Below are 24,055 nucleotides of genomic sequence, written 5' to 3' on the forward strand. Positions count from 1 at the left end.
CTCTGTCGTCGTCCGGGTTGCGCCGCGCCGTGGTCGAGGTCGCGGGGCCCTGCCCCGGACCCCGCGCCTCAATCGCCGGCGGGGCTTGATCTGCGTGTCTCAGGCCACGGACCACCCCCCGTCCGACGGCAGCACCACCCCGTTGAGGTTCACCGCATCCGCGCTGAGCAGGAACGTGATGGACGCGGCCAGCTCCTCCGCCATCGCGAGCCCGGGGATCGCCACCCGCATCCTCGCGGCGCGCGCCGAACCGTAGGGCGCACCCGCCGGGACCTCGATGCCCGTGGCGACGGCGCCCGGCGCGACCGCGTTGACCTGCACACCCGTGCCCGAGTACTGGTACGCGGAGGACTTCGTCAGGCCCACGAGCGCATGCTTCGACGTCGTGTACGCGGCGCCGGCCGCCGAGCCGCGCAGCGCCGCCTCGGACACGATGTTCACGATCCGGCCGCGGCCCGCCGCGAGCATGCCCGGCACGACGGCACGCATCAGGAGCATCGGGCCGTCCACGTTGATGCGCATCACCCGCTCCCAGATCTTGTCGTCGACCTCGTGCACGGCGGCGTCGTTGTCCATCACGCCCGCGACGTTCGCGAGCGCCTCCACCCGGCCGCCCGCCGCGGCCAGGACTGCCTCGGCGGACGCGGGTTCGGTGATGTCCGCGGTGACGGGCACGACGGACTCGCCCAACTCGCTTGCCAGGTCGGCCAGTTTGTCGCCGGACACGTCGACGGCGACCACTCGCCCGCCCTCACGCACGACCCGCGAGGCGACCGCCTTGCCGATACCGGAGGCCGCGCCGGTGACGACGACGGTCTGCCCGGCGAAGCGGCCGGAGGTGATCTGCTCGGTCCACGGCTCGGGGGTCCCGATCTCGATGCCCGGCTCGGCGGTGGTGGCGGGCGCGGCCGGGGGAGCGGTGGGCAGGCCCTCGGGGATCTCACCGGTCTCGGCGGCGGTGACCAGCACATCCACCAGCTCCGCGGGGAACTTGCCGCCGGACATCTTCACGAGCTGCTCCAGGGGCAGAGCGAGCGCGGGGGCCAGGGCCTCCTCGCTCTGCCCCTGGGACGCCAGCATGCCGCGCAGGATCTGTCCTGCGGCCGGGTCGGCGAGCCAGTCGCGCAGCGGTGAGGCGGGGGTGAGGTTCGACATCGCGGGCCTTTCGCATCGTGGTGCCGGGGCAGGGCGGGGCCGCTCGCCGTGCGGCGGTCCGCACCGGACCCCTACCGGACAGTGTTGTCCGGTTGTTGGGTTACGGTACCCGTGACGGTGCGGAAGTCCCAGCGAGGGCACCCCCTGCGCCGCATGTCCCCCCACGAGAGGAAGCCGCCGCATGACCCTGCCGCAGTGCGACACGCCCCCCACCCCGCAGGAGACGGCGGAGCTCCGTGAGCTCTACCGCGTCGAACGCGAGCGCCGTGTCCGTCCCGACGGCGCGGCCCAATACCGCTCCACCACCGCCGAGTTCGGCTACTTCGCCGCCGACCCGTACGCGGGCGAGGTCCCCGAGCGCGAGCCGCTGCGCGACACCGTGGACGTCGCGGTCGTCGGCGGCGGGTTCGGCGGAATCCTGGCCGGCGCGCGGATGCGGCAACAGGGCCTGGAGAAGGTGCGGGTGATCGAGCAGGGCGGCGACTTCGGCGGCACCTGGTACTGGAACCGCTACCCCGGCATCCACTGCGACATCGAGTCGCACGTCTACCTGCCGATGCTGGACGAGACCGGCTACGTACCCGAGTGGAAGTACGCGCCGGGCGATGAGATCCGGCGGCACGCGGTACGCATTGCCGAACGCTTCGCCCTCTACGACGACGCCGTCTTCTCCACCTCCGTCACCGCCCTGGCCTGGGACGGCGGCGCACACCAGTGGGTGGTCACGACGGACAGGGGCGACGAGTTCCGCGCCACGTACGTCGTCACCGCGACCGGCACCCTCTCGGAGCCCAAGCTGCCAGGCATCCCCGGCATCGAGGACTTCAAGGGACACACCTTCCACACCTCGCGCTGGGACTACGGCTACACGGGCGGCGGCCCCGACGGCGGCATGACGGGCCTCGCCGACAAGCGGGTCGGCGTCGTCGGCACGGGAGCCACCGGCGTCCAGGCCATCCCGAAACTGGCCGAGGATGCCCGCAAGCTGTACGTCTTCCAGCGCACGCCCTCCGCCGTCGACGTGCGCGGGCAGCGCCGGATGACCTCGCAGGACGTCGGGGCCGACCGGCCCGGCTGGGCGGACGAGCGCCGCGAGAACTTCCTGCGGATCGTGTCCGGCGAGGACGCGGAGCGGGACCTGGTCGCGGACCGCTGGACCGAGTCGGCGGCCCTGCTCGAAAAGCTGCTGCCGAGCTTCCGTCGGGACGGCGAACCGGACTTCGAGGCCGCGTACGAGGCCGCCGACGACGCCACGATGAACCAGATCCGCGACCGGGTCGCCGCCGAGGTCACCGACCCCGCGACCGCCGAGGCCCTCAAGCCCTGGTACCGCTACGCCTGCAAGCGGCCCACGTTCTCCGACCTGTACCTGCCCGCCTTCAACCGCCGCAACGTCACGCTGGTTGACACCGCGGACACCCATGGCATCGAGCGCATGACGGAACGCGGCGTCGTCGTCGGCGGCGTCGAGTACGAGATCGACTGCCTGGTCTTCGCCACCGGGTTCTCGATCGGCGTCTCCGGTGTCACGTCGGGGAAGCTGCCGGTGACGGGCCGCGACGGCGTCCAACTCCTCGACGCGCTGGCCGAATTCGGGCCGCGCACCCTGCACGGATTCACCAGCGCCGGCTTCCCCAACCTGATTCAGTTGGGCCCGATGCAGAACGCCTCCAGCGTCAACTTCAGCCACATCCTGGACGAGCAGGCCGCTCACGCCGCGGCCCTCGTGGCGGCAGCCGAGAAGGCCGACGCCGTCCTGGAGCCGACCCCCGAGGCCGTCGACGCCTGGCGCGCGACCTGCGCCGAGGGCTCCCCGGACCACGAGTGGTTCCACGCCGAGTGCACCCCCGGCTACTACAACCGCGAGGGCCGGGGCCGCCCCAACGGCCCGAACTCCTACCCGCACGGCGCGGTCGCCTTCCACGAACTGCTGCGGCGGTGGCGGGAGGAGAGCGTGACGGAGGTGCTGCGCAAGAAGGGGTGACGGCCCCCGGCCCCTATGGCTTCAGGTCGGCGCGGAACGAGTGGTGGTCCGAGTACTCGCTGGCGTGCACCGCATGGCTTCGCGCGTCGAGGCCGCGCAGGAAGATGTAGTCGAACTTGCTGTACCAGTCCGTGGTCGTCGCACAGTTGGGGTCGGCCGCGGGGTGGCACCGGGGGTCCGCGTCCTTGGCCAGTGACCACATAGGAGCGAGTTCGGGAGCGTCCGGTACGGCGTTGAAGTCGCCCAGCACGATGGTGCGTTCGTGCCGGGCGACCGCCTTGGCGAAGAAGGCGACCTGCTTCTCGCGGAACGACTCCTGCTGCCGCTGCGCGAGATGGGTGTTGAAAACGCGGACGGGACGGCCGGCCACCGTGGCGGTGACGGCCAGATAGCCGCGGTCCTCGGAACCGCCGTCCGGATACTCGACGGTGACCGGGTCGGTCATCGGCGCCGCCGACAGGATCGCCTGGCCGTAGCCGCCCGGTTGCCACGGAGGCCCTCCGCAGCGGCCCCAATTGCGCAGCACCGAGCCGTACTCGACGTGGTAGGTCAGCCCGTAGAAGGTCCTCAGATGCGCGCGAATCTCCTCCACATCGCGTACGCAGGCCTCCTGCAGGCCGACGACCTGGGGCGCGTACGTCGCGATGTCAGCCGCTCTGCCGAGGTTCTGGCCGCTGCCGCAGGGATTGCAGATGTTCCACGTCATGACCCGGTCCGCCGCGATGTTCTGCGCGGCGCCCGGCGGCAGCGGGATCGGCTTCGCGACCACCGCGCCGCTGGGCGCGCTCGGGCCGATGAGCACCGCGCAGACAGCCGCCACGGCCACCACGCACCACCGCCTGCGCCGTCCGGACACCCGCGCCCCCGCTTCCTCGCCTCTTTGTCGTGGGTTGGTGATCCTGCCACTACCGCACGGCCGTGGTCTCCAACAGTTCGCGCGCCATCTCCTGTGCGGGCAACTGGGTCTGCTCGGCGATGCGGTGGAACGTCTCCTGGGCGGAGTGGGCCGGCCAGTCGGGCGGGAGGTGCCCGGCGGGGAGCCGGGGATCGGTGCGGATGGTGTCGAGCCACTCGCTGACCAGTCTGAGCCGGGTGCCGAGGGGGTCGGCCGGGGCCGCGTCTGCCGCGGTCCACCTGCTGTCGAAGGCGCGGTAGCGGGCCGCGATGCTCTCCAGGTCCCACGTGTCCCGGACCATCTGCGCGATGTCCGTGGTCACCCCCGCGGCCCCGTAGAAGATCTTCACGTGCTCGGCGAGCCCCAGCTCCGTGACCTCGGTGGACACGTCGACCTTCCCGGGCGCGATCCACAACCCGCTGTAGAGCGCGCCGAATCCGGACCAGGCGAGGCGGGAGCGCAGCTCGTGGCGCTGGCGCTTCCAGGAGTCGGGCAGCGAGAACGCGAGCAGGGTCCAGGAGCCGTCCCACTCGTCGTTGACGGCGCCCTGCTTCCAGATGCGCGTGCCGCCGTCCACCAGTACGCGCTCGGCCTGCGCCGTCAGGCCGAAGTGCATGCGCCGGCCCTCGCGTCTGCGGCGCAGCAGGCCCCGGTTGACCATCCGGGTCAGCGTGGACCGCACAGCCTGCTCGCCGACGCCGACGCGGCCGAGCACCTCGATGATGCTGCCCGAGTACACGTACAGGTCCCCCTCCTCCAGCACGTGGTTGCCGAAGAAGGCGAGCAGGAGCGACTGCGGGCGCGGCTGCGGGCCGTCCGCCGCGTCACTGATCAGGCTGGTCACGTCGTCATTGTCGTACGCCACGGTGGAAAGCGTACGGCCGCCCACCGACAATGCGGCGGGCGGCCGTACCGGCTCAACGGCCATCGGCGGGCAGCGCGGCGGCAGTGACGGTGGCGGAAGGATGTTGGACGGCATGGGAGAGAGCGCCCTTGCCGGTCTCGCGCACGAAGCAGACGGTCACCGCGGTGATCAGGGAACCGCCGCAGACCAGCAGGGCGATGGGGGTGCCGTTGCCGCTCCCCGCGACCAGGGTCCCGGCGATCACGGGGGAGAAGCCCGCGCCGATCAGAGTGGCGCCCTGGTATCCGAGCGAGGCACCGGTGTAGCGCACGCGCGTGCCGAACATCTCGCTGAACAGGGCGCCCAGCGGGCCGTACATGATCGACTGGGAGAGGCCGTGGCCCAGCACCACGGCGAGGATCAGCAGACCCGGCGACTTGGAGTCGACCAGCGCCAGTACGGGGAAGGCGAGCGCCGCGGAGAGCAGGGCGCCGGCGAGGACCACCGGGCGGCGGCCGACGCGGTCGGACAGGATCGAGGCGCACGGCAGCACGACGAGCGCGACCGACGAGGAGACCGTGAGCGCGGTCAGCGCCTGCGGCCGGGCGTAGCCGATATCGGTCGCGTACGAGATGAGGTAACTGGTCAGCAGGGACTGCGCGGTGAAGGCGCCGATGCCGACGCAGCAGGCGAGCAGGACGGGGCGCGGGCGGCGCAGCACATCGACAATGGGCAGCCGCGCGGTGGCGCGTTCCTCCTTCACCTCGGCAAACAGCGGACTCTCGACGACCTTCAGCCGTACGAAGAGGCCGACGCCGAGCAGCACCACGCTCAACAGGAACGGCACCCGCCAACCCCACGACAGGAACTCGTCCTTGGGCAGCGTCACCACGAGCCCGACGACGGTCGCGGAGATCAACGACCCGAGTGGCGCTCCCAGTTGCGTGAAACTGGACCACAGTCCGCGCCGCCGCGCCCCCGCGTGCTCGACCACCATCAGTGTGGCGCCGCCCCACTCGCCGCCGATGGCGATGCCCTGCACCACGCGTAGCGTGATCAGCAGCAGCGGCGCCCACACGCCGATGGTGTCGTACGTGGGCAGCAGCCCGATGACGAAACTGGCGCCGCCCATCAGGCCCATCGTGAGCAGCAGCATCGACTTCCGGCCGAGACGGTCCCCGAAGTGCCCGAACACGATCCCGCCGAGCGGGCGGGCCACGTACCCGGCGGCGAAGGTGCCGAACGCGGCGATGGTGCCGACGGCCGGGTCGGCGCCGGGGAAGAACAGCTCACCGAAGGCGACCGCGGCGACGGTCCCGTAGACGAGGAAGTCGTAGAACTCGACGGCGGTCCCGAGCAGACCGGACAGGGCAACCCGCCGTAGTTGTTTGGTGTGTTGGGACATCGCGGACTCCCTTGGGCAGGGGAAGGGTGCCCGCGAATGTATGCGCGAAGGTAGCTGCGGTCAATAAAGTGCACAACATGAGTGAGTCGCAGGGCCATTCCCCTGGGTGGGTTACCGTCTCGCGCGTGACCTCGACGCCCTCATCGCCCAGCCCCAGCCCCAGCGGCTTCGCCACTGACCGGCTGACCATGCTGCCCTTGCGCGTCGAGCATGCCGAGGAGATGGCGGAGGTGCTCTCCGACCCGGCTCTGCATGCCTTCATCGGCGGTGTGCCGGACACGGTCGAGGAACTGCGGGCGCGCTACTGGCGGATGCTCGCGGGCTCGCCCGACCCGGCCGTCACCTGGCTCAACTGGGTGGTCCAACTCCGGGGCGAGGAGCGCCTGGTGGGCACGGTGCAGGCGACCGTCGGCGGCGGGGCTGCGGAGATCGCGTGGGTCGTGGGCGCCCCGTGGCAGGGGCGCGGGATCGCCACCGAGGCCGCGCGGGGGCTCGTCGGGTGGCTCGGGGAGCGGGGTGTCGGGGCGCTCGTCGCCCACATCCACCCCGAGCACCACGCGTCCGCCGCCGTCGCCACCGCCTGCGGGCTGAAGCCCACGGACGAGTGGCAGGGCGGCGAAGTGGCGTGGCGGCTCAGCGGCTGATCGTGTTCAGTCGCCGGCGGTGGTGCTCAGCGGAAGGCCGGAAGCCCCGTCAGCGTCTTGCCGATGACCAGGGAGTGGACCTCGCTCGTACCCTCGTAGGTCAGCACCGACTCAAGGTTGTTGGCGTGCCGCATCACCGGGTATTCGAGGGTGATGCCGTTCGCGCCGAGGATGGTGCGGCACTCGCGGGCGATCTGGATGGCCTCGCGCACGTTGTTCAGCTTGCCGACGCTGATCTGCTCCGGCGTGCCTCGGCCCTCGTCCTTGAGCCGGCCGAGCCGCAGCGCGAGAAGCATGCCCTTGTCGAGTTCGAGCGCCATGTCGGCGAGCTTCTGCTGCGTCAGCTGGTACGAGGCCAGGGGGCGCTCGAAGACCGTGCGGTCACCGGCGTAGGAGATCGCCGCCTCCAGGCAGTCGCGGGCGGCGCCGAGCGCGCCGAACACGATGCCGAAGCGGGCTTCGTTGAGGCAGCCGAGCGGGCCGGAGAGGCCGCGCGCGTTCGGCAGCATGGCGTCGGCGGGCAGGCGTACGTCCTCCAGGACCAGCTCGCTGGTGACGCTGGCGCGCAGGGACAGCTTGCGCTTGATCTCCGGCGCGGAGAAGCCCGGCGTACCCGCCGGGACGAGGAAGCCGCGCACGCCCTCCTCGGTGCGGGCCCAGACGACGGCGATGTCCGCCACCGAACCGTTCGTGATCCACATCTTGGCGCCGTTGAGGACCCAGTCCTTGCCGTCGCGCTTGGCGTTCGTGCGCATCGATCCGGGGTCGGAGCCCGCGTCGGGCTCGGTGAGGCCGAAGCAGCCGATCTTCTCGCCCGCCGCCATGCCGGGCAGCCACTGCTGCTTCTGCTCCTCGGAGCCGTACTTCCAGATCGCGTACATCGCGAGCGAACCCTGCACGGAGACGAGGCTGCGCAGGCCGGAGTCGACGGCCTCCAGCTCCATGCACGCGAGGCCGTACGAGACGGCGCTGGTGCCCGCGCAGCCGTACCCCTCCAGGTGCATGCCGAGGACGCCGAGGCCGCCCAGTTCGCGGGCGAGCTCGCGGGCCGGGATGGAGCCGGCCTCGAACCACTCGGCGACCTTCGGGCGCAGCTCGCGCTCGCCCATGGTGCGCACGGTGTCGCGGATGGCGCGCTCCTCGTCGCTCAACATGCCGTCGATGTCGACGAGTTCGAAGGGGTGGAGGGGGGCTGCGGACATCGCGGACTCCTTGGCTGCGTGGCTGGTCGGCGCTAGGGTGGCGGATATCGGATTTTGGATCCAACTTTGATTTACGTCTCGGATCGTAGCCGCACGTCCACCGCTTGCCAAGGTTCCACAAGGAGAGCCGTATGCCGGTCACAAGGCCCCTCGCCCAGGGAGCCCTTTCAGGGCTCGTCGTCGCCGACTTCGGCCGGGTCCTCGCGGCCCCGTACCTCACGATGCTCCTCGCCGACCTCGGCGCCGAGGTCATCAAGGTCGAGCGCCCCGGTGTCGGCGACGAGACCCGCTCCTGGGGGCCGCCGTTCGCCGACGGCGAGGCCACCTACTTCCTCGGGGTCAACCGCAACAAGCGCTCCGTCGCCCTCGACCTGACCGGGGAGCCGGGCCGCGAGGCCGCCCGCGCCATCGCCGCGCGCGCCGACGTCCTCGTGGAGAACTTCCGGCCCGGCACGATGGACAGACTCGGCCTCGGCTACGAGGAGCTGAGCGCACTCAACCCCGGCCTCGTGTACTGCTCGGTGACCGGGTTCGGCACCGCCGAGGGCGCCGCGCTGCCCGGCTACGACCTGCTGGTGCAGGCCATGGGCGGCCTGATGAGCGTCACGGGGGAGCCGGGCGGCCAGGGCACCAAGGCCGGTGTAGCGCTCGTCGATGTCATCACGGGGATGCACGCGGGGCTCGGCGTGATGGCGGCGCTGCGCCACCGCGAGCGCACCGGCGAGGGGCAGAAGGTCGAGGTCTCCCTGCTCACCTCGCTGCTCTCCGCGCTCACCAACCAGGCCTCCGCGCATGTCGCCGGGGGAGTGGTGCCCCGCGCGATGGGCAACAAGCACCCGAGCATCGCCCCGTACGAGGTCCTCGACGCCAAGGACCGGCCGCTGGCGCTCGCCGTCGGCAACGATCGGCAATTCGGCGCGCTGTGCGCCGAGTTGGGGGTGCCCGCCCTCGCCGATGACCCGCGCTTCGCGAGCAACACCGCGCGCGTGGCCCACCGGGAGGAACTCCTGACGGAGCTCTCCGAGCGGCTTCGCGAGCGCGGCGCCGACGAGTGGTTCGAGACACTGACCGCCGTCGGAGTGCCCTGCGGCCCGATCAACGACCTCGGTGAGGCGTTCGCCTTCGCGGAACGGCTCGGCCTCGCCCCGCGCGTACACATCGACGACCCGAACCGCGAGGCACCCGCCGCGCAGGTCGCCCATCCCATCCGGCTGAGCGCCGCCCCGGCCGCGTACGTCACGGCTCCGCCCAGGCTCGGTGAGCACACCGAGCAGATCCTCGCCGAGCTGGGGCTTTCCGCCGCCGACGAGGTCGGCGATGTCAGTGCGGCTCCGTAGGATGGACGCCATTCACCACGTGCTGCCGACGCCCGGCAGAGAGGAAGAGGAGCCGCCATGACGACGCCCGTACCGAGGCGGCGGCCCCCCACGGCGCAGCAGTTCGTCCTGGAGGAGCTGCGCCGGGCCATCACCAGCGGAGAGATCAAGCCGGGCATGCCGATCCGGCAGGACGCCCTCGCCGAGCAGCTCGGCGTGAGCCGGGTGCCGCTGCGCGAGGCGCTCAAGACGCTGGAGGGCCAGTCCCTCGTCGTGCACCACGCGCACCGCGGCTACTTCGTGGCCGAGCTCTCCCTGGCCGAGCTGCGCGAGGTGTACCGCATCCGGGAGATCCTGGAGGCCGAGGCCGTACGCGAGGCGATGCGCGCCGGCGGCACCCTCCTCGACACCCTGGAGGAGGCCCAGGAGGAGGTGGAGGCGCAGGCCGCCGCGGCAGACGTGGCGGCGATGGCGGCCGCCAACCGCCGCTTCCACTTCGTCCTCTTCGAGGCGTCCGGCATGCACCGCCTGGTGCGCCTCATCGCGACCCTGTGGGACGCCACCGACGCCTACAGATCCCTCTACTACGCGGACTCGATGAGCCGCGAGCACGTCCTCGCCGAACACCGCGCGGTCCTCGACGCGCTGCGCGAGGGCCGCACGGAGGACGCCGTGGTGCTGCTCGACGGACACCGGGAGCACGCGGTGGCCGCGCTGGAGGGGCTGCTCGGCTGAGTGCACGACCAAACGGCCGGGGGGCGCGTAGGTACGGAAGTGGCCCATGCCGGACCTCCGGCATGGGCCACTTCCTACGCGTACGGGGTCAGCAGACGCTGTCCGAGGGCTTCGGGTTGCCGAGGCCGAACAGCGGGCGCAGGCGCAGGCCCGCCCACGTGCCGAGGATGGCGACGGCGCCCCAGATCCAGCCGTGCAGCGAGCCGGAGACGATGCCCGCGAGGTACGCGCCGATGTTGCAGCCGCCCGCGAGGCGTGCGCCGATCCCCATCAGGATGCCGCCGACGACCGCGGCGACGGCCGTACGGGCCGGGATGCCGCGGTGCAGCTTCCACACGCCGCCCGCCGCGGCCGCGACCGCCGCGCCGACCATGATGCCGATGTCGGTGAGGCTTGTCTTGTCGGCGAGCACCGGGCCCGCCAACTGGGCGGAGTTGCCGGGCTGCTGCCAGAACGCCCACGTCTCGGGGGAGCCGCCGAGCGCGCCCACCACCTTCGAGCCCCACAGCGAGAACGCGCTCGTCACACCCCACGCGCCACCGGACACCAGCAGCACGCCCGCGCCGAGCACCGCGAGCACCACGGCGCCCGCCGCCAGCGGCCAGGAGCCGCGGACCGTACGGAGCAGCGCGCCCTTCGCCGACGGCGGGGTGCCGACCGGCGGGGGATTGCGGCGGGCCTGGACGGTGCGCGCGATGAACCAGATCGCGGCGAGCGCGACGATGGTGATCGCCCAGGAGCCGAGCCAGCCGACATGGTCCGACAGCAGGTACGGGTCGAGCGCGGGCAGATCGCCCCAGAGCCCGAACTGCCAGGCGGCGAGGGTGGAACCGACGATGAACCCGAAGAGCGTGAGCACGATCGAGCTCTGTCCCGAGCCGACGGCGAACAGCGTTCCGGACGCGCAGGCGCCACCGAGCTGCATGCCGACCGCGAAGATGAAGGAGCCCACGATGAGGCCGATGCCGAGCGGCCCCGCGCTGGGCGCGGGCACCGAACCGAAGAGGCCGGTGCCGGTTCCGATGATCAGCGCGAAGAGCGTCGCCGTGGTGCCGAGCAGCAGGGCGTGCGCCCGCAGCCCGGTGCCGTTGCCGACGGCCACGAGCTGGCGCCAGGCGGAGGTGAACCCGAACCGCGAGTGGAACAGGGCGAATCCGAGCCCGAGGCCGAGCAGCAACAGGACGCCCGGCTTGGCGCCGTGCTGGACGAACACGTAGACGGCGAGCGCCGCGCCGATGACTCCGGCGCCGACGAGCGGCCCCCAACGGGTGGGCGGCGCGGTCTCGGCGACCGGGGTCGGCGAGGAGGTGGGGGACGGGGTGAGCAGGGTGGCGCGCGGCGGCGCCCCGGCGGGGGGAGCGGTGGTCACGGCAGATCTCCGGCAGGTGGAGTGGGAACGCTCTCGGGTCGTTCGGGGGAGTGGTGGACGTCAGCGACGACAGAGCGCGTCGTCGACACTCCACGACGTGGCCGCGAAGAGCGCGAGAGCCAGGTGCCGAGCGGGTCCGAACATGTGCGCCACTTTAGGCTCCGCCGGGGGATCGGTGGGGGGCGTCTCACATCGCGGGCACCCGGTCTCGTGCGGTGGTCCGCACCCCACGCCACGGCGCTCCGCCCCGGACCCCGCGCCTCAAACGCCGGCGGGGCTTGAAGGACCGCCTCAAACGCCGGCGAGGCTGGAAATACCAATCGCCGGCGGGGCTTGATCTATCAAGCCCCGCCGGCGATTGAGGCGATCTTTTAAGCCCCTGCGGCGATTGAGCAGCGGGGTCCGGGGCGGAGCCCCGGGAGCTCAGCCCCGGGGGGCCAGCCCGCTCCCCGGCTACGCCGGATACGCGTGTGTCTGCGTCGCCTTCACCGTCGCCCAGACCTCCGCTCCGGGCTGCAGCCCCAACTCCGCCGCCGCCACCGTCGTAAGATCCGCGGCCAGCGGAAGCTCACCGGAGAGGGCCGCGCGGATCTGGTCCCCGTGGGCCTCCATGCCGCTCACCTCGCAGCGCCACAGGTTGCGGGCACTGGAACCGGTGGGCTGCTCCCGGTGCAGCGTGACCGCGCTCGGCGGGAATGCCACGAAGACCGGACCGGAGAGGTCCTCCGTGGTCGTGATCGCGGGACCGTCGTCCGCGATGTGGACGGTATGTCCATCCGCGCTGCCCCGGTACAGGTTCAGGCCGACGAGCTGCGCGATGTAGTCCGTACGCGGGCGGCGCGCGACATCCGACGGGGCGCCCTCCTGGACGACGCGGCCGTGCTCGATGACGACGAGCCGGTCGGCCAGCACCATCGCGTCCAGCGGATCGTGCGTGACCAGGACCGCCACCGCCTCGAACTCGGCCAGGTGGCGCCGGAGTTGGGCCCGTACGTCCAGGCGGGTACGGGCGTCGAGCGCGGCGAGCGGCTCGTCGAGGAGGAGGAGCCGCGGCCGCGTGGCGAGCGCACGGGCGAGCGCCACGCGCTGGGCCTGGCCGCCGGACAGCCGGCGCGGCTTCGCCCCGGCGTGCTCCGCGAGCCCCATCCGGTCGAGCCAGGCCTGCGCCTGCGTACGGGACTCGGCCTTCGTGGCGCCCTGGCAGCGCGGCCCGAACGCCACGTTGTCGAGGGCGGTCAGGTGCGGGAAGAGGAGGTAGTCCTGGAACACCACGCCCACGGGACGTGACTCCGGCGGCGTGCCGTCGAGGGATGTGCCGTCGAGGTCGAGGTGCCCCGCGTCCAGCGGCGTCAGCCCGGCCAGCGCGCGCAGCGCGGTCGTCTTCCCGGCCCCGTTCGGCCCGAGCAGCGCGACGACGTCGCCGGGCTTCGCGGCCAGCGCGACATCGAGCCGGAAGGTGCCGCGGTCCACGACGAGCCGCGCGTCGAGGCCCGACCCTGCCACATCCTCGTACGGTGCCGGCTTCTCAAGGTCGGTCATGACGCGGTCATCCAGCGGTCACGCAGGCCCGCGAGCACCGTGATGGACACGGCGAGCAGCACCAGGCTGAGGGAGATCGCCGCGGCCGGGTCGCTCTGCATGGCGAGGTACACGGCGAGCGGCATGGTCTGGGTGCGGCCGGGAAAGTTGCCGGCGAAGGTGATCGTCGCGCCGAACTCGCCGAGCGCCCGCGCCCACGCGAGCACCGCTCCGGCCGCGATACCGGGCGCGATCAGCGGCAGCGTCACCCGCCGGAACGCGGTGAACCGGGAGGCGCCGAGCGTCGTGGCCGCCTCCTCGTAGCGCGGGTCGGCCGCTCGCAGGGTGCCCTCAACGCTGATCACGAGGAACGGCATCGCCACGAACGCCTCGGCGATCACGACGCCGGTCGTGGTGAACGGCAGCGTGATCCCGAACCACTGGTCCAGGTACTGCCCGACGACACCGTTCCTGCCGAGCGCCGTGAGCAGCGCGACACCGCCCACCACGGGCGGCAGCACCAGCGGCAGCGTCACCAGGGCCCGTACGAGACCGCGCCCCGGGAACTCCGTGCGCGCGAGCAGCCACGCCAGCGGCACCCCGAGCACCAGGCTCACCAGCGTCGCCGACGTGGCGCACACCAGCGACAGTTGGAGCGCCTGCCACACCTCGGGGCTGGTCAGCTGCTCGGGCAGCTGCGCCCACGGGGCCCGTACGAGCAGTGCGATCAGCGGCACCACCAGGAACGCGAGCCCCACGAGCGCGGGTACGAGCAGCGGCAGCGGAGGGACGCGGCCGCGGCGGCGCCGCGACCCGCCCTCCACAGTGTCGTGCACTGCGGTCACGGCTTCAGGAACCCGGCATCGGTCAGCGCCTTCTGTCCGTCGGCGGACTTGACCAGCTCGATGAACGCCTTGGCCGCCGCGGCGTTGGGCGCCTTCTTCAGCGGGGCGATCGGGTAGGCGTTGATGGCGTCCTTGGACTCCGGGAACTCCACGCCCTCCACCTTGTCACCCGCCGCGTGCACATCGGTCTTGTACACGACCGCCGCGTCCGCCTCCTTCAGCTCCACCTTCGTCAGGGCGCTCTTGACGTCCTGCTCGTACGAGACCGGGGTGAGCTTCAGCTTGCTCGCGGTCAGCGCCGTCTGCGCGGCGGCGCCGCACGGCACCTCCTTTGCGCACAGCACGACCTTCTGGCCGGGCTTCGTGAGGTCCTTCAGGGACGACACCTTGTGCGGGTTGCCGGGGAGGGTGGCGATCTCCAGCTGGTTGCGGACGAAGGTGCTCGGCTCGCCGTCGGCGTCACCCGCGTCGGTCACCGTCTTCATCGTCTTGGGGCTCGCGGCCGCGAACACATCGGCGGGCGCGCCGCCGGTGATGCCCGCGGCGAGGCTGTCGCTGCCGCCGAAGTTGAAGGTGACCTTGGTGCCGGGGTGCTCCTTCTCGAACTGCTTGCCCAGCTTCTCGAAGCTCTCCTTGAGGGAGGCGGCGGCGAACACGTTCACCGTCCCGGACAGCTTCTTGCCGCTGGACGAGGAGCTGGGCGAGGAGCCGGAGGAGTCCGTGTCGGACGATCCGCAGGCGCTCAGCGTCAGCACCGCCGCCGCCCCGATGCCGGTCACTTGCAGCATGCGGCGGGTCGTGGTCCTGCGTGCGGAACGGGTTGTCACGGTTCAGCTCCCCTGCTGTGTCCTGGAACGCTTACGGCGAACATACTGCCGCATCTGCCAGGTGTAAGTCGCCTGTGGGTTCGCATGATCCCGATGGATGGACGGGGTGGGTCCGCATGTGCGTTCCTACGTGAGTGCGGCTGCCGACCGCTCAGACGCGGTCGATATGGACATTCGTCGACTTCACGCGGGCCGTGGCCTCCATGCCGACCTCCAGGCCCAGCTCCTCCACCGCCTCCCGCGTGAGCAGCGAGACGAGCCGGTGCGGACCGGCCTGGATCTCCACCTGGGCGGCGACGTCGCCGAGCTTCACGGCGGTGACGATCCCGGGGAAGGCGTTGCGCACCGAGGTGTACGAGGGGTGATCGTCGGCGTCGTCGCCCGCGGCCAACTCCACGGAGAAAGCGGCGAGATCCTTGCCCTGGACGACCCGGTGCCCGCTCGCGTCGCGGTGTGTGACGATCCGCCCGGCGTCCGCCCACCGCCGCGCGGTGTCGGGGCTGACGCCGAGCAGCCGTGCGGCCTGGCCGATTGTGTAGGACTGCATGCGGCCAAGTTACCTTCCGGCCGCCGCGCGAAGATCGCTCAACGTGCCCGACAGGAACATCGCGGTGCGCCCCTACAACTGCGCGAACAGCGCCTCAAGCGGCGCGGGCACGCACCCGGCGTCGCAGGCCGCCTCGGTCAGCAGCCTCCCGTAGCGGATCTTGCGGCCCGCCTTGGTGCCGAGGAAGCGGCGCAGGCGGCGGTGCGCGGACCTGTCCTGCTGAGCGGGCTGGCGCGCGAAGGTCTGCCAGGGGCTCCACTCGCCCGCCTCGCGGACGACCTCCTCGACCCGTGCCGCGCCGAGCGCGCGGATGAACTCGTCCTCCAGGTCCGCGACACACACGAAGACGGTGTCCTCACCCCGCCCCAGCGCGCGGTCGTAGAAGCGCCGCTCGCGCTCGTCGCACAGCCCGCTCAGCCGCAGCCCGAGCCCTTCCGGTCCGAGCAGCCGTGCGTACCGCCCCACATTCATCGCTCCGCCCATGGACACGACACACACGCCCTCGGCCGCGAGGTCCCGCCCGCGCCGCTCGGCGAGCGCGTCAACCGCCGCGACGTCACTCAGCCCTTCCAGGAGAACGGCGCCGTGCACGCGCAGGCGCACGGCCAACGCGCGCGCCGGGTCACCGGGGCCGCCCGCCGCCCACTCGGCGACCGCCTCGTGAAACGCCCTCATGCCTGCCGTGTCCGTCGTCTCCGTCACGCGCTCAATCCTCTGCTGGAAGGGCCGGGAGCCCAACCGAGTATCACGGCGAGCCGGAAACTCGGTCGAACCGCTCCCGTGCCGCACCGCGCCGGTACTAGCCTCGAAGTCCGTTCAAAACGCCCACGCATGCCATGGGCACATTCTGCGGGACGTTTCTACGGGCACGTACCGCGGCCCACACAAGGCGACCCCCAGGGACCCGTATGGACGCCACACCTCCAGGACCCCGCCTCCTCGAGCGTGACCTCGAAATGGCCGCGGCGACAAGGGCGTTGGACGCGCTGTGCGGTGCGCGGCGCACCGGCGGCGTGGTCGTCTACCGGGGTGAGGCGGGCGTCGGGAAGACCGCGCTGCTCACCCGGATCGCGGACGCCGCCCGCACGCGCTGCACCGTGCACGCGGCGCGGTCCGGCGAGTCCACCACGCATCAGCCGTTCCACCTGGTGCGGCACCTGCTAGGCCCCGCGCTCGGCTCGGCCTCCCCGCGGACCGCGTCCGGTCCCGCCCTCGACGTCGCGGGACCCGCCCTCGGTCTCAGCGCGCCCGGCGCCGTCCCCACGGACCCGCAGGGCGTCCGCGACGCGCTCGACACGCTCCTCGCCGAACTGGCCCGCGGGCGCGGCACCGCCCAGGGCGACCCCGAGCCGCTCGTCCTGCTCGCCGACGACGCCCACTGGGCCGACGGCGAGAGCCTCACCTGGCTCGCCTCGCTGGCGCCGCGCCTCACCGCGCTGCCGGTCCTGCTCGTCGTCGCGCACCGCCCGGAAGAACTCGCGGACACCTCGCGCGAGACCGCGGCCAACCTCGCCGCACTCGCCCGCGCCGCCCGCCTGCACGTCACCCTCCAGTCCCTCACCCAGGAGGCCACCGGCGACCTGGTGCGCGGCGTGCTCGGCGACACGGCCGACGACGTCTTCTGCCGCGAGGTGTGGGCGGTGACCACCGGAAACCCGTACGAGGCCGTGGAGTTGCTCGCCAAGTGCAGCGCCCGCGGCCTCGCCCCGACGCAGGACTCCGCCCCGGTGCTGCGCGCCTTCGGCGCCACGGCGCGCGGCGGCGGCATCGTGGCCCGGCTCGGCGAACTCGACCCGGACTGCAACCGGTTGGCGTGGGCCGCGGCCGTCCTCGGCACCGACATCACGTTCGCCTCGGCGGCCGGGCTCGCGGGCCTGCCGCCGGAGCGGGCCACCCGATGCGTGCAACTGCTGCGCGACGCCCGCATCCTGGCGCCCGTCGGGGGGCCGGACGGCCCACGCCCGGCCGCCTTCGGGGAGGTCTTCGACCCTTCCGAGTCCCTCGACTTCCAGCACCCGCTCGTCGGCACCGCCGTCTACCGCAGCGTCCCGCCCGCCACCCGCACCGCCCTGCACGGCCAGGCCGCCTGGACGCTCACCCGGCGCGGCCACGGGCCCGCCGCGATCTCCCGGCACCTCCTCGAGGTGCACCCCGACGACGACCAGGAGGCGGTCCGCCAGCTGCGCGCCGCCGCCGCCGAACACCTCGCCGTCGGCGCGCCCGAGGCGGCCCGCCGCTGCCTGGAGCGCGCCCTGCGCGAACCGCCGTCCGTCGTCCACCGGGCCCAAGTGCTCTACGAACTCGGCTGCGCCTGCCTGCTCTCCTCACCCGTCACCACCGTCCAGCACCTACGCGCGGCTCTCCAACTACCGGGCCTCACCGATCAGTTGCGCATCGACGCCACCCTGCGCCTGGCCCAGGCACTCGCCCACGGCAACCAGATGCGGGACGCCGCGCGCTGCGTCGCCGACAGTGCCGCCGTCACCCCGCCCGGCACCCAGCAACTACGGTTGCTGGCTGCCCGGTTCATGTACGAGTCGTTCCTCGCCGAGGAGGACGACGGGCCCGGCCGGTCCGAACAACTCGCCTCGCTGGCCGACCCGTTGCCCGGTGCCGACAACGCCGAGCGCGCCCTGCTGACCCTGCGCGCCTTCGACGCGATGCTGCGCGGCGAGAGCGCCGACCACGTGGCCGACCTGTGCGACCGCGTCCTCGTCGACGGCCGGCTCGCGCCCGGACTCGGCTGGACCGACACCGAATGGGGCTTCGAAATCCCCGCGCTGCTCGGCATCACGCTCGCCTACATCGACCGGCTGCACGACGCGGAGGGCCTGTTCACCGACGCGCTGCGCACCTTCGAACTCGGCGGCTGGAGCGGCGCCCACCTGGCCTTCGCACACATCCTGTGCGGAGCCGTCGAGCGCAGGCGCGGCCGCCTCGTGGAGGCCGAGGCGTACCTGCGCGAAGGGCTGCGGCTGGCCGAACGCGTCGGCGGCCGGGCCACCGTCCACTGGGACGCGCTCTGCCTGCTGATCGACACACTGCTCGCCCGCGGCCACGTCGACAAGGCGCTCCAACTCGCCGACGACCACGGGTTCTGCGCGCCCTACCCGGACGCGCTGATCCTCCCCGACGCCCGCTCGGTACGCGGCCGCCTGCTGCTCGCGCTCGGCCACGCCAAGGAAGCCAGGGCCGAACTCGAGGGCACCGCCGCCTCGACGACGCCCCGCGGCCGCCACAACGTGCAATGGGCGCCCTGGCCCTACGATCTCGCGGACCTGATCGCCGAGGAGAACCCCCAGCGTGCCGCCACGCTCCTCGCCGACGCCCGCCACTGGGCCGGCGTACTAGGCACCCGCAGCGCCGTCGGAGAGTCCCTGCGCCGCGCGGCCGCGTCGGCACCACCGGAGCGGGCCCACGCCCTGCTCACAGAGGCGGTCCGCAACCTCGCCGACTCCCCGGCTGCGTACGAAGAGGCCGCCGCCCGCCTCGACCTGGCCGAATCCACCACCGACCCCACCCAGGCCCGCCGCGCCCTGACCCTGGCGGAAACCTGCGGAGCGGATGGCTTGGCGGAACGGGCGCGGGCGCTGCTCGGGTCCCTTTAACCGCCTGCGGCGGGTGGGCCAATCAAGCCCCTGTACCGGGTGAGCCATTTCAAGCCCCTGCGGCGATTGAGCAGCGGGGGCCCGGGCAGAGCCCCGTGACGTAGGCGACGGTCAGCCCGCCACCTGCCCCGCCGACTCCGTCACATGCCGCCACGTCCGCACCAACTGACTGAACTCCTTGACCTGCACCAGCACATGCTCACGCGCCGCATCCTCCGCCCGCCCCGCCGCCCCCGCGGCAATCGCGTCGGCAATCTCCCGATGCTCCGCAAGCGACCTCCGCATCCGATCCGGCACCCGCAACTGCAGCCGCCGATACGGCTGAAGAGCCCGCTTCAGCGCATGAGCCTGCTGCCGCAGATACTCGTTCCCGCACGAGTCGTACACGACCGCGTGGAACCGGGCGTTGGCGTAGTAGTAGGGATCGGCGTCCCCCGCGCGCGCATGCTGCTCGCACTCCCGCAGCGCGTCCTCCAACTCGGCGAGCGCCTCGCCCTCGATGCGTCGCGCCGACAGCCGCGCCGCCATCCCCTCCAGCTCCGCCATGACCTCGAAGCGCTCGGCCAGCTCGGACACGCTCAACTCGGTGACGTACGTGCCCTGCTTCGGGCGGATCTGTACGAGGCCCGACCGTTCGAGCGCCTGCAGCGCCTCGCGCACCGGCGTGCGCGAGCAGCCGAACTCGCGCTCCAGCTCCGCCGGGTCAAGGCGCTCGCCCGGCCGGTACCGGCCGTCCACCACCGCGTTCTCCAGTGCGTCGCGCACGCGCCTGGCCTCGGGAACTCGAGCCATCTCCACCTCCGATTGCCCAGATTATCCGCCCGCTCAGGGGGTGGCGTCGGCCACTCCTGTGATCTACGGTGCGCTTGTTATATACATCACGGCCTGCGATGCATATCAAGCGTCGGGGCAAGACGTGGAGAGGGGCGCGGATGGGCCAGCGTGACGAGCGGCACGGCGGACGCCACGACGAACGTCACGGCGAAGGCCGCGACGGCTGGCTTCTGACCGACCTGTACCGGGCCCTCGGAAGGGTCGGCGGGCAAGGAGTGGACGGCGCCGACCGCCCGGCGACCGACGCCCCGCTCGACCAGCTGCTCGCGGCCTGCGAAGTCCTGATGAGCGACGTCGGCGAGGCCTCCATGCGCGCCGTCGCGGCCCGTGCCCTCGCCGCCTACGGCGCGCTCGACGACACCGGCCGGCTCACCTTCTTCGCCCACATCACCCAGACCTACGACGCCGACGCCGACCAGGTCCGCGCCGCCTACCGCCGCTGGGAGGAGGCACGCGCCACCGGCTCCCAGGGAGAAGCGGAACTCGTCCGCCTCTTCGACGTCGTCGAGCCGGCCCGCCAGCAGCTGCTGCGCCGCATGAACCACGCGCCCGACGCCACCCTCGCCCTGGTCCACATGCGCGCCGACCTGCGCCGCCTGCTGCCCGCCCGCCCCGAACTGCGGCCCCTCGACCACGACTTCCACCACCTGCTCACGTCCTGGTTCAACCGCGGTTTCCTGCGCATGCAGGAGGTCACGGTGGACTCGCCGCCCGAGCTGCACCGCCATCTGCTGCGCGGCGAGCGGGTGCACCCGATGGCGAACGAGGCCGAACTGCGGCGCCGTATCGAGCCCGAGGACCGCCGCGTCCACGCCTTCTTCCACCCCGCCACCGGCGACGTACCCCTGATCTTCGTAGAGGTCGCCCTCGTCCGCGGGCTGCCCGACAGCATCGCCCCGCTGCTCGAACCGGGCCCCTCGCTCAGTGCCGCGCACGCGGACACGGCGGCGCTCTACTCCATCAACAACGCGCTCGACGGCCTCGCCGGAGTCTCCTTCGGCAGCTTCCTCATCAAGCAGGTCATCGAGCAGGTCGGCGAACAGCTCCCGCACCTGACGCAGTTCGCGACACTGTCCCCGATCCCCGGCTTCCGGCCGTGGCTGGAGGGCCGGGCCGCGAGCGAACCCCAACTGCGCGCGCTGGTCGCGGATTTGGAGTCTCTGGAGCAGGGCACGCTCCCCGCGGCAGCGGACGTCGAGCGCATCCGCCCCCGTCTCCTCGACGCCCTCGCCCGCTACATCACCGTCGAACGGCGCCCCGACGGCCGGCCCCTCGACCCGGTCGCCCGCTTCCACCTGGGCAACGGGGCCGCCGCATGGCAACTCGACTGGCCAGCCAATCAGTCGCGCGAAGCCTGGGAGCAGTCCTACGGAGCGATGATCAACTACCGCTACGAACCGGACCAGTTGGAGCGCCGCCACGAGGACTTCGTGCGCCGCAGGACCGTCGCGATCGGCGGGCCCCTCAAGAACAAGAAAGGAACCACCGCCATGGGAACCATCCCGACGGAACCCTTCCGCACCATCCACCGGTCCTTCGTCGAGCAGACGGAACTCCGCCCGGACAAGGCGCTCTTCGAGCTGCCCGACGGGCGGTCGGTGACCTACCGCGAGACGGCGGACCTCGTGTCGCGCATCGCCGCACGCCTCGTCGCCGACGGCGTCGCCCCCGGCGACCGCGTCGCCATGCAGGTCGACAAGTCGGTCGACGCCATCGCCCTCTACCTGGCGACGCTGCGGATCGGCGGCGTGTTCCTGCCGCTCAACACCGCCTACACCGGCGCCGAGATCGACTACTTCATCGGCGACGCCAAGCCGCGCGTCCTCGTCTGCCCGCCGCATCGCCGCGCCGACCACGCCCACCGCGAAGGCCCGGACCTCGTCGTCGAGACCCTCGGCACCGCGGGCGACGGCAGCCTCCTCGAAGGCGATGCCCACCACGACGACGTATACGAGGCCGCTGCGAGCGACCCGGCCGCCATTCTCTACACCTCCGGTACCACGGGCCGCTCCAAGGGCGCGATTCTCACGCACGAGAACCTCGCCTCCAACTGCGAGGCACTGCTGGCCTCTTGGCAGTTCACGTCCGATGACCGGCTCATCCACGCCCTGCCGATCTTCCACGTCCACGGCCTCTTCGTCGCCGCCAACATGGTGCTCGCCTCGGGCGCCTCCATGTTCTTCCTGCCGAAGTTCGACGCCGACGCGATCGCGGAGCTGCTGCCGCGCGCGACCGTGCTCATGGGGGTGCCCACCTTCTACACGCGCCTGCTCAAGCACGAGAAGGTCACCCCGCAGACGTGCGCCTCCATGCGCCTGTTCGTCTCCGGCTCCGCGCCGCTGCTCGCCAGCGACCACGAGGCGTTCGAGGCCCGCACGGGTCACGCCATCCTCGAGCGCTACGGCATGACCGAGACGGGCATGAACACCACCAACCCGTACGAGGGCGGCCCCCGCAAGCCCGGCACCGTGGGCAAGGCGCTGCCCGGCGTCGAGATCCGCGTGGTGGACGCCGAGACCGGAAAGCCCCTCGAACAGGGCGAGGTCGGCAGCGTAGAAGTGCGCGGCCCCAACGTCTTCGCCGGGTACTGGCAGATGCCCGAGAAGACCGCCGCCGAGTTCCGCGAGGACGGCTTCTTCATCACCGGCGACCTCGGCCTCATCGACGAGGACGGCTACCTCTGCATCTCCGGGCGCGGCAAGGACCTGATCATCTCCGGCGGCTACAACGTCTACCCCAAGGAGATCGAGTCGCTCCTCGACGCCCACCCCACGGTCCTCGAATCGGCCGTGATCGGCGTCCCGCACCCGGACTTCGGCGAGACGGCTGTCGCCGTGGTCGTCGCCGCACCGGGCCAGGAGCCGCGGGAGCGGGACCTCATCGACTCCATCTCCGCCGACCTCGCCCGCTTCAAGCACCCGCGCGCCGTACGCGTCGTGGAGTCGCTGCCCCGCAACGTCATGGGCAAGGTCCAGAAGGCCGAACTGCGCAAGACCTACGGGGACTTGTTCACGACGCCCTGACCCTCCCCGCCCTCCCTTTCCCCGCTTTCCTCATCCCCTGCTTTCCTCAATCCCGGTCTCTCAGTGTGGAGAAGACGATGGTCCTCTATGGAGTGGCAGCGCTGGCGGTGTGCATGCTCACGGGCACGCTCGCCGGTGAATACCTGGGCGAGGCGCTCGGCGTCGACGCCAATGTCGGCGGCGTCGGCTTCGCCATGATCATGCTCGTGTTCGCGACCCACTGGCTGCGCCAGAAGGGGAAGTTCCCCGAGGTCAGCGAACAGGGCGTGCTCTTCTGGAGCGCGATGTACATCCCCATCGTCATCGCGATGGCGTCCACGCAGAACGTGTACAAGGCCGTCACCGGCGGCCCGATGGCCCTCCTGGCCGGTCTGCTCGCGCTCGTCGCGGGGGTCGCCCTGGTGCCGGTGGTCGCGCGGATCGGCGGGCGGGGCGAGCCGCTCCCGCCGCTGACCGAGGCCGGGACCGAGGCCGACATCGAGACCGACACCGAGACCGAGTCCGCCACCGAGAAGCAGGGGGCCTGACGTGGATACGTTCGTCTCCGTTTGCAAGGACAACGGCCTCATAGTCGCCTTCGCGCTCGTCGGCACGCTCATGCTCGTCTCGGCATGGCTGTCCAAGAAGCTGACCCGAGGGCGGCTGCAGGGCTCCGCCATCGCCATCGTGCTCGGCCTCGCGCTCGCCTACTGGGGCGGCTCGGCGACCGGGGGAGAGGCGGGGATCGCCGACATCACCACGCTCTCCGGGATGAGCCTGATGGGCGGGGCGATGCTCCGCGACTTCGCGATCGTCTCCACCGCGTACGGCGTCGACCTGAAGGAGATCAAGGGCGCGGGCCCCGCCGGCGCCCTGTCGATCCTGCTGGGCGTCGTCGTCTCCTTCGTCGCGGGGGCGCTCATCGCCGCGCTCTTCGGCTACCGGGACGCCGCCTCGCTCGCGACCATCGGGGCGGGCGCGGCCACGTACATCGTGGGTCCCGTCACGGGCACCGCGGTGGGCGCGAGCTCGGACGTGATCGCGCTGTCGGTCGCCGCAGGCCTGGTCAAGTCCGTGGTGGTGATGGTGGGTACGCCCTTCGCGGCGCGCCTGATCGGCCTGAACAACGCCAAGTCGGCGATGGCCTTCGGCGGTCTGCTCGGCACCACGTCCGGCGTGGCAGGCGGCCTCGCGGCCACCGACAAGCGACTCGTCCCGTACGGGGCGATGACCGCGACCTTCTATACGGGCGTCGGCTGCCTGCTCGGCCCGTCGCTGTTCTACGTGTCGCTGCGGGCGCTCGTCGGAGGGTGACCGGGGCCCGA

20 protein-coding genes are annotated in these 24,055 nt (G+C 72.0%); 8 read left to right on the plus strand and 12 right to left on the minus strand.

Annotated elements, in window-relative coordinates:
* Positions 1 to 99 precede the first annotated feature (99 nt).
* Entirely contained in the window at positions 100 to 1,155 is a 1,056-nt protein-coding gene (locus tag ACWD2L_RS01490) for an SDR family NAD(P)-dependent oxidoreductase (RefSeq protein ID WP_351330201.1), read from the minus strand.
* 181 nt (positions 1,156 to 1,336) lie between these two features.
* On the opposite strand from ACWD2L_RS01490, the gene ACWD2L_RS01495 reads away from it, so the two are divergent.
* Positions 1,337 to 3,139 (plus strand): flavin-containing monooxygenase, encoded by a 1,803-nt coding sequence (locus ACWD2L_RS01495; protein WP_351330199.1) that lies wholly within the window; start codon positions 1,337 to 1,339, stop codon positions 3,137 to 3,139.
* Positions 3,140 to 3,152: 13 nt separating this feature from the next.
* Here the strand turns inward: ACWD2L_RS01495 and ACWD2L_RS01500 are convergent, their stop codons facing one another.
* From ACWD2L_RS01500 to ACWD2L_RS01510, 3 genes are all read right to left on the minus strand, one after another.
* Positions 3,153 to 3,959, minus strand: a complete 807-nt coding sequence (locus ACWD2L_RS01500; RefSeq protein WP_451187060.1) for an endonuclease/exonuclease/phosphatase family protein — start codon at positions 3,957 to 3,959, stop codon at positions 3,153 to 3,155.
* 85 nt (positions 3,960 to 4,044) lie between these two features.
* Positions 4,045 to 4,899: a PaaX family transcriptional regulator gene (locus tag ACWD2L_RS01505; RefSeq protein ID WP_351330195.1), complete on the minus strand. Its 855-nt coding sequence runs from the start codon at positions 4,897 to 4,899 to the stop codon at positions 4,045 to 4,047.
* Positions 4,900 to 4,951: 52 nt separating this feature from the next.
* Positions 4,952 to 6,283 (minus strand): MFS transporter, encoded by a 1,332-nt coding sequence (locus tag ACWD2L_RS01510; protein WP_351330193.1) that lies wholly within the window; start codon positions 6,281 to 6,283, stop codon positions 4,952 to 4,954.
* Between the two features lie 188 nt (positions 6,284 to 6,471).
* Here ACWD2L_RS01510 and ACWD2L_RS01515 point away from each other — a divergent pair, with 188 nt between their 5' ends.
* The gene (locus ACWD2L_RS01515) at positions 6,472 to 6,927 is read left to right on the plus strand and encodes a GNAT family N-acetyltransferase (RefSeq protein WP_351330633.1); all 456 of its coding nucleotides are present in this window, start codon (positions 6,472 to 6,474) and stop codon (positions 6,925 to 6,927) included.
* A 26-nt stretch (positions 6,928 to 6,953) separates the two neighbouring features.
* On the opposite strand, the gene ACWD2L_RS01520 is transcribed toward ACWD2L_RS01515, so the two are convergent.
* Complete coding sequence (locus ACWD2L_RS01520; protein ID WP_351330192.1) at positions 6,954 to 8,129, minus strand: acyl-CoA dehydrogenase family protein; 1,176 nt, start codon at positions 8,127 to 8,129, stop codon at positions 6,954 to 6,956.
* 131 nt (positions 8,130 to 8,260) lie between these two features.
* On the opposite strand from ACWD2L_RS01520, the gene ACWD2L_RS01525 reads away from it, so the two are divergent.
* Positions 8,261 to 9,466 carry a CaiB/BaiF CoA transferase family protein gene (locus tag ACWD2L_RS01525; protein WP_351330190.1) on the plus strand — a complete coding sequence of 402 codons (1,206 nt, stop codon included), beginning with the start codon at positions 8,261 to 8,263 and terminating at the stop codon, positions 9,464 to 9,466.
* 57 nt (positions 9,467 to 9,523) lie between these two features.
* Entirely contained in the window at positions 9,524 to 10,180 is a 657-nt protein-coding gene (locus ACWD2L_RS01530) for a GntR family transcriptional regulator (RefSeq protein WP_351330188.1), read from the plus strand.
* Between the two features lie 88 nt (positions 10,181 to 10,268).
* Here ACWD2L_RS01530 and ACWD2L_RS01535 read toward each other — a convergent pair whose 3' ends face one another.
* The 6 genes from ACWD2L_RS01535 to ACWD2L_RS01560 form a co-directional block, all read right to left on the minus strand.
* Positions 10,269 to 11,549, minus strand: coding sequence for a YeeE/YedE family protein (locus tag ACWD2L_RS01535; protein ID WP_351346115.1), 1,281 nt, complete (start codon positions 11,547 to 11,549; stop codon positions 10,269 to 10,271).
* 453 nt (positions 11,550 to 12,002) lie between these two features.
* On the minus strand, positions 12,003 to 13,088 hold the full coding sequence (locus ACWD2L_RS01540; protein WP_351337665.1) for an ABC transporter ATP-binding protein: 1,086 nt from the start codon (positions 13,086 to 13,088) through the stop codon (positions 12,003 to 12,005).
* Entirely contained in the window at positions 13,085 to 13,912 is an 828-nt protein-coding gene (gene modB / locus ACWD2L_RS01545) for a molybdate ABC transporter permease subunit (protein WP_351337662.1), read from the minus strand. Before modB ends, ACWD2L_RS01540 begins: the two co-directional genes overlap by 4 nt.
* On the minus strand, positions 13,909 to 14,700 hold the full coding sequence (gene modA / locus ACWD2L_RS01550; RefSeq protein WP_351337682.1) for a molybdate ABC transporter substrate-binding protein: 792 nt from the start codon (positions 14,698 to 14,700) through the stop codon (positions 13,909 to 13,911). Before modA ends, modB begins: the two co-directional genes overlap by 4 nt.
* Before the next feature lie 190 nt (positions 14,701 to 14,890).
* Positions 14,891 to 15,286 carry a TOBE domain-containing protein gene (locus tag ACWD2L_RS01555; protein WP_351337660.1) on the minus strand — a complete coding sequence of 132 codons (396 nt, stop codon included), beginning with the start codon at positions 15,284 to 15,286 and terminating at the stop codon, positions 14,891 to 14,893.
* A gap of 72 nt (positions 15,287 to 15,358) precedes the next feature.
* On the minus strand, positions 15,359 to 15,961 hold the full coding sequence (locus tag ACWD2L_RS01560) for a TOPRIM nucleotidyl transferase/hydrolase domain-containing protein (protein ID WP_351337680.1): 603 nt from the start codon (positions 15,959 to 15,961) through the stop codon (positions 15,359 to 15,361).
* A 233-nt stretch (positions 15,962 to 16,194) separates the two neighbouring features.
* On the opposite strand from ACWD2L_RS01560, the gene ACWD2L_RS01565 reads away from it, so the two are divergent.
* A complete protein-coding gene (locus tag ACWD2L_RS01565) occupies positions 16,195 to 18,894 on the plus strand; it encodes an ATP-binding protein (RefSeq protein WP_351337657.1) in 2,700 nt (899 codons plus the stop codon).
* Between the two features lie 111 nt (positions 18,895 to 19,005).
* Here the strand turns inward: ACWD2L_RS01565 and ACWD2L_RS01570 are convergent, their stop codons facing one another.
* A complete protein-coding gene (locus ACWD2L_RS01570; protein WP_351337654.1) occupies positions 19,006 to 19,686 on the minus strand; it encodes a GntR family transcriptional regulator in 681 nt (226 codons plus the stop codon).
* A gap of 140 nt (positions 19,687 to 19,826) precedes the next feature.
* Here ACWD2L_RS01570 and ACWD2L_RS01575 point away from each other — a divergent pair, with 140 nt between their 5' ends.
* The 3 genes from ACWD2L_RS01575 (at position 19,827) to madM (ending at position 24,044) form a co-directional block, all read left to right on the plus strand.
* On the plus strand, positions 19,827 to 22,751 hold the full coding sequence (locus tag ACWD2L_RS01575; RefSeq protein WP_351337651.1) for an AMP-binding protein: 2,925 nt from the start codon (positions 19,827 to 19,829) through the stop codon (positions 22,749 to 22,751).
* A 77-nt stretch (positions 22,752 to 22,828) separates the two neighbouring features.
* On the plus strand, positions 22,829 to 23,278 hold the full coding sequence (madL, locus tag ACWD2L_RS01580; protein WP_351337650.1) for a malonate transporter subunit MadL: 450 nt from the start codon (positions 22,829 to 22,831) through the stop codon (positions 23,276 to 23,278).
* A 1-nt stretch (position 23,279) separates the two neighbouring features.
* A complete protein-coding gene (gene madM, locus ACWD2L_RS01585) occupies positions 23,280 to 24,044 on the plus strand; it encodes a malonate transporter subunit MadM (RefSeq protein WP_351337648.1) in 765 nt (254 codons plus the stop codon).
* Positions 24,045 to 24,055: the final 11 nt, after the last annotated feature.

The sequence above is a fragment of the Streptomyces sp. NPDC002754 genome (assembly GCF_053592315.1).